Below are 5,593 nucleotides of genomic sequence, written 5' to 3'. Positions count from 1 at the left end.
CTCTATCTGGAGTTCGACAACCCGGAGAAGCCGATCTTCTTCTACATCAACTCCACCGGCACCAGCTGGTACTCAGGCGATGCCATCGGCTTTGAGACCGAGGCCTTCGCCATCGCCGACACGATCCGCTACGTCAAGCCGCCGGTGCACACCATCTGCATCGGCCAGGCGATGGGCACCGCGGCGATGATCCTGAGCGCCGGCACCAAGGGCCACCGGGCTGCTCTGCCCCACGCTTCGATCGTGCTGCACCAGCCCCGCAGCGGCGCCCGCGGCCAGGCCAGCGACATCCAGATCCGGGCCAAGGAGGTGCTGCACAACAAGCGCACCATGCTCGAGATGCTCGCGGCCAACACCGGCAAGAGCACCGAAGAACTCTCCAAGGCCTCCGATCGGATGACCTACCTGACCGCCGAGCAGGCGGTGGAGTTCGGCCTGATCGATCGGGTCCTGACGAGCCAAAAAGACCTCCCCTCACCCGTGCCAGGCGGCATCGGCTGATTTCTCTTTCCCCGTTCTTCACTCACCCGACCAGCCATGCCCATCGGTACCCCGAGCGTTCCTTACCGCCTTCCCGGTAGCCAGTACGAGCGTTGGGTCGACATCTACACCCGCCTCGGTGTGGAGCGCATCCTCTTCCTCGGCTCTGAGGTCAACGACGCCATCGCCAACAGCCTGGTGGCGCAAATGCTGTACCTCGACTCCGATGACAACAGCAAGCCCATCTACCTGTACATCAACTCCCCGGGTGGCTCGGTGACCGCGGGCCTGGCGATCTACGACACGATCCAGTACGTCAAGAGTGACGTGGTGACCATCTGCGTGGGCCTGGCGGCCTCGATGGGTGCCTTCCTGCTCGGCGCCGGTACTAAGGGCAAGCGGCTCGCCCTGCCCCACAGCCGGATCATGATTCACCAGCCCCTGGGCGGCACCAGCCAGCGCCAGGCCAGTGACATCGAGATCGAGGCGCGGGAGATCCTGCGCATGAAGGACATGCTCAACAACAGCATGGCGGGCATGACCGGCCAACCGGTCGAGAAGATCGAGAAGGACACCGACCGGGACTACTTCATGAGTGCCGAGGAGGCCATGAACTACGGCCTGATCGACCGCGTGATCGCCCATCCCAACGAAGCCTGAGGGAGCCGGCCGGCGCTTTCGTAAGCTCGATCCTTGCTTAGCGCTGAACCGAAGCCCCTGATGGCCAAGCTGTACTACGACACCGACGCCGATCTCAGCCTGCTGAACGGCAAAACGGTGGCCATCATTGGCTACGGCTCCCAAGGCCACGCCCACGCCCTGAACCTCAAGGACAGCGGCGTGAACGTGGTGGTGGGCCTCTACGAAGGCAGCCGCTCCGCCGAGAAGGCCAAGGCCGATGGCCTGGAAGTGCTGAGCGTCAGCGACGCCTCGGCCAAGGCTGACTGGATCATGGTGCTGCTGCCCGATGAGACCCAGAAGGCCGTCTACGACGCAGAAATCGCCCCCCACCTCAGCGCCGGCAAGGTGCTGAGCTTCGCCCACGGCTTCAACGTCCGCTTCGAGCTGATCAAGCCCCCCGCCGACGTTGACGTCGTGATGATCGCCCCCAAGGGCCCCGGTCACACCGTCCGTTGGGAGTACCAGAACGGTCAGGGCGTCCCCGCTCTGTTCGCCATCCACCAGGACGCCACCGGCAATGCCCGCGGCCTGGCCATGGCCTACGCCAAGGGCGTCGGCGGCACCCGCGCCGGCATCCTGGAGACCAACTTCAAGGAAGAGACCGAGACCGACCTCTTCGGTGAGCAGGCCGTTCTCTGCGGTGGTCTCTCCGAGCTGGTCAAGGCCGGTTTCGAGACCCTCGTGGAAGCCGGTTACCAGCCCGAGCTGGCCTACTTCGAGTGCCTGCACGAGGTGAAGCTGATCGTTGACCTGATGGTCAAGGGCGGCCTGACCGCCATGCGCGACTCCATCTCCAACACCGCCGAGTACGGCGACTACGTCAGCGGCCCTCGCCTGATCACCGCCGAGACCAAGGCCGAGATGAAGCGCATCCTGGGCGACATCCAGGACGGCACCTTCGCCCGCAACTTCGTGGCCGAATGCGAAGCCGGTAAGCCTGAGATGCAGAAGATCCGCGACCGCGACAGCCAGCACCCGATCGAGAACGTGGGCAAAGGCCTGCGCTCGATGTTCTCCTGGCTGAAGTCCGCCTGATTCAGGCCGCTCTGCAGCCATGACGCTGCTCGCTTCAGGGGTGGATTCCTTCTCGGGGATCCACCCTTTTTTATTGGTCCTCGCCGCGGCCGGTCTCGACCGACTGGTGGGGGATCCGCGCTGGTGCCTGCACCCGGTTGTGGTGATGGGCTGGTGGATCAGCCGGCTGCGCCAGCTGGCGGAGAGCTGGGCCAAAGGATCCCCGAGGCGCCTGCGGTTGGCGGGCTGTGGCATCACCCTGCTGTTGGTGCTCGGCAGCGGCGGCGCCGGCTGGTGGCTCGAGCAGATCTGCCAGACGCGCCCCTGGACCTGGCCGCTGCTGCTGATCGCGCTGGCCAGCGCCCTGGCCGGCCGCAGCCTGGAGCAGGCGGTGCAGGCCGTCCTGGCGGCGCTCAAAACCTCCACGGAACTCGGGCCAGCGCGAACGGCCTTGGGTTGGATCGTTGGGCGGGACACAACGGAATTGAGCCGCCAGGAGATCCTGCGGGCCGCCGCGGAGACCGCCAGCGAAAACGCCGTTGATGGGCTGTTCGCGCCGCTGTTCTGGATGTTGATCGGGGCCGCCCTTTGGCCGTACGGGGGTCCTGGCCCGTTGGCGTTCGCCTGGGGGTTCAAAGCCGCCAGCACCCTCGATTCCATGCTCGGCTACCGCCGCGGGAGCCTGCGCTGGCTGGGCACCGCCGGAGCCAAGCTCGATGACCTGCTGGTCTGGCTGCCCTGCCGGCTCGTGGCCCTGAGCTTGCCGCTGGTCCAAGGACGCACCGCCAGACGGACCCTGCCCCTCGCCCAGCTGGCGTTGCAGGAAGGTCAGCCCGATCCCTCCCCCAATGCCGGGGTCTCCCAGGCGATCTACGCCCACTGCCTGGACGTTCAACTGGGCGGGGTCAATCGCTACGGGGAGCGGGAGACCCAGAAACCGCTGCTGGCAGCGGGAGCTCCGGCCCCTGAGGCCAGTGATGTGGAGCGGCTCCTGGGCCTGAGCCGCCGGCTTGAGGTCCTGTGGTTAGCGGCAGCGCTGTTAGTAGGCGCCGCGGTCCATCGGTAGAAGCACCACCCCAATCGTGCGCAGCACGATGCCCAGGTCGAGCCAGAAATTGCGGTTGCGGGCGTAGAAGAGATCGAGCTTGACCCGGGTTTCGTAGGGCAGGTTGTTGCGGCCGGAGACCTGCCAGAGGCCGGTCAGGCCCGGGCGGACCGCCAGCACCTCATCCATCGTGCGGCCGTAGCGCTCCAGCTCATCCCAAACGATCGGTCTGGGGCCCACCACGCTCATCTCGCCCTTGAGCACATTGATGAACTGCGGCAGCTCATCGAGGCTGGAGCGACGCAGGAAACGGCCGATGGGCGTGATCCGGGGATCGTTCTTGAGCTTGAAATCCCGCTCAAATTCAGCCCGCAGCACCGGATCGGAAGCCAGGACCGAGGCCAAGACGCGATCGGCGTCCTTGCGCATCGTGCGGAACTTCAGGCAGCCAAACCCCTTGTAGCCGCGGCCAATGCGGCGCTGGCAATAGAAGACCGATCCCTTGGAGCTGAGCTTGACCAGCAGGGCCAACAGCAACAGCAGCGGCGAACCCAGGATCAAGACCAACAGCGAAAAGCTGATGTCACCGACACGCTTGAGGATGCGTCCGCGCTTGGACTGAGCCCTCAGCCAAGAGCTGGCCGTGGATTCAGCGGGAATCGAGTCAACGGCGGACAAACGGCGCAGTGATTGGGCAGCTTCCAGCTGTCATTAAAGAAGTCGAGTGTTCGCAGCGACACCCCGCCGCGGTCACTCAAGCCATAGGCACAGGCAAGGCTCGGCTGCGTTCCTGCCGCGTCCGTTGATGGCGGTTCCAGCTCTGCTCAATCACCGCCTCCATCCGCGCGCGGAAACGCAGGGGGCTGAAGCCCTCCGCCCAGCGCCTGAGCCGTTCAGCGGGGAGTTGCTGCCAGAGCCGCCGCTGCTCAAAGGTCTCCAGGGCCGCCACGAGCGAGGCCACCTGCTGATCCGGGAAGAGCAGGCCCGTGGGCTGGCTGTCCCCGCGTTGGATGCAGCGGACCGTATCCAATAGGCCGCCCTGCCCCAAGGCAATCACCGGCGCCCCAGCCGCCATCGCCTCCACCGGAGCGATGCCGAAGTCCTCGAGGCCGGCGTAGACGTAGGCGCGGCAACGGCTCAACCAAGCGTTGACGTCGTCCTGGGGAAGGCGACCCAGCAGCCGAACATTGGGGCCGGCCATGGCCTGCAGGCGAGCGCGCTCGGGCCCATCACCGATCACCACCAAGGGGAGCCCGGTGCGGTTGAAGGCCTCGACCACCAGATCCACACGCTTGTAGGGAACCAGCCGGCACAGGCAGAGGTAGACGTCATCGCGGGGTTGATCCCAACGGAAACGATCGACCTCCACCGGGGGGTGCACCACGGTGGACTCGCGGCCCCAGTAGCGGCGGATGCGCGAGGCCGTAAAGCGGGAGTTCGCCAGCAGCTGATCCGGGCGCTGGCCGCTCAGGACATCCCACTGACGCAGTTGATGCAGCTGCGCGCGAATCAAGGGCCCCAGACCACGCCGGGCCAGGGCGGACTGGCGCAGGTAGGCGTGCATCTGATCCCAGGCGTAGCGCACGGGGGTATGGACATAGCTCAGATGGCACTGATCCGGACCGGTCAGCACACCCTTGGCCACCAGATGGCTGCTGCTGAGCACCAGGGGGTAACCCGTCAGATCGAGCTGCTCAATCGCCATCGGCAGCAGCGGCAGGTACTGCTGAACGTGACTGACCCCAAAGGGCAGGCGCTGAACAAAGGAGCTGGTGATCGAGCGACCGGCGAGCCAACTGCCGCGGCGACGACTCTCCCCATCCACCAGGGCAAACAGTTGGGGCTGCTGCAGCAGGGCATCGAGCTCCTGCACCACCAGTTCAGAGCCGCCCACCGACCGGGGGGTGAACCACTCGTGCACCAGGGCGATCGGCCCAATTCCAGCAAGCATGGGCCGAAGCCTAGGGGCGTTCCCTTGAAGTTTGATTGCCCGTCAGGTCACGAAACCTCTCAGCTGATTGCCGGCGAACGGCGAACTCTGAATGCTGAGAGGACTGTTCCTGAGCCATGGCCATCCGCGAGCTGCTGGAAGACGAGCTGAAGGCTCCCTCCATTGGCACAACCGATTGCTTTAGCTGGCACGCCACCTCGGTGGGAATCGCCGCCCTCTGGACCGCCGGCCAGGCACCGACACCACCCCCCTATGACAACGCCCTCAAGGAGGGTCTCCAGGTCGGACTCGATCTGAGCCGCGAAGAACGGGAATTTCACCAGGTCAGCCAAGGGCTGGTCCTGGTCTTCCACAGCTGATCGATAACAACGGAGAGGGTGGGATTCGAACCCACGGAAGGTTGCCCTTCAAACGATTTCGAG

The 5,593-nt window shown here is 65.4% G+C and carries 7 protein-coding genes; 5 read left to right on the top strand and 2 right to left on the bottom strand.

Annotated elements, in window-relative coordinates; all coding sequences use genetic code 11:
• The 4 genes from QZ189_RS10480 to cbiB form a co-directional block, all read left to right on the top strand.
• Positions 1-501, top strand: a 501-nt coding sequence (locus tag QZ189_RS10480; RefSeq protein ID WP_296421723.1) for an ATP-dependent Clp protease proteolytic subunit, incomplete at its 5' end; no start/stop codon positions are given.
• A 36-nt stretch (positions 502-537) separates the two neighbouring features.
• Entirely contained in the window at positions 538-1,140 is a 603-nt protein-coding gene (locus QZ189_RS10475) for an ATP-dependent Clp protease proteolytic subunit (protein WP_010318135.1), read from the top strand.
• A gap of 60 nt (positions 1,141-1,200) precedes the next feature.
• The gene (gene ilvC, locus QZ189_RS10470) at positions 1,201-2,196 is read left to right on the top strand and encodes a ketol-acid reductoisomerase (protein ID WP_247479342.1); all 996 of its coding nucleotides are present in this window, start codon (positions 1,201-1,203) and stop codon (positions 2,194-2,196) included.
• 19 nt (positions 2,197-2,215) lie between these two features.
• A complete protein-coding gene (gene cbiB / locus QZ189_RS10465) occupies positions 2,216-3,241 on the top strand; it encodes an adenosylcobinamide-phosphate synthase CbiB (RefSeq protein ID WP_296421722.1) in 1,026 nt (341 codons plus the stop codon).
• Here the strand turns inward: cbiB and QZ189_RS10460 are convergent.
• Together QZ189_RS10460 and QZ189_RS10455 are read right to left on the bottom strand one after the other, a co-directional pair.
• Positions 3,215-3,898, bottom strand: a complete 684-nt coding sequence (locus QZ189_RS10460; protein WP_247479346.1) for a sugar transferase — start codon at positions 3,896-3,898, stop codon at positions 3,215-3,217. The genes cbiB and QZ189_RS10460 overlap by 27 nt on opposite strands.
• 76 nt (positions 3,899-3,974) lie before the next feature.
• Positions 3,975-5,171: a glycosyltransferase gene (locus QZ189_RS10455; RefSeq protein ID WP_296416321.1), complete on the bottom strand. Its 1,197-nt coding sequence runs from the start codon at positions 5,169-5,171 to the stop codon at positions 3,975-3,977.
• A gap of 116 nt (positions 5,172-5,287) precedes the next feature.
• On the opposite strand from QZ189_RS10455, the gene QZ189_RS10450 reads away from it, so the two are divergent.
• Complete coding sequence (locus tag QZ189_RS10450) at positions 5,288-5,530, top strand: hypothetical protein (protein WP_247479349.1); 243 nt, start codon at positions 5,288-5,290, stop codon at positions 5,528-5,530.
• The last annotated feature ends 63 nt before the right edge of the window (positions 5,531-5,593 follow it).

This window comes from Vulcanococcus sp. CPBay_Sum15L08_68, from assembly GCF_017855895.1.
GTDB lineage: Bacteria > Cyanobacteriota > Cyanobacteriia > PCC-6307 > Cyanobiaceae > Vulcanococcus.
The sequence above is the reverse complement of the archived record's forward strand: the minus strand, read 5'-3'. Positions and strand labels throughout refer to the sequence as shown.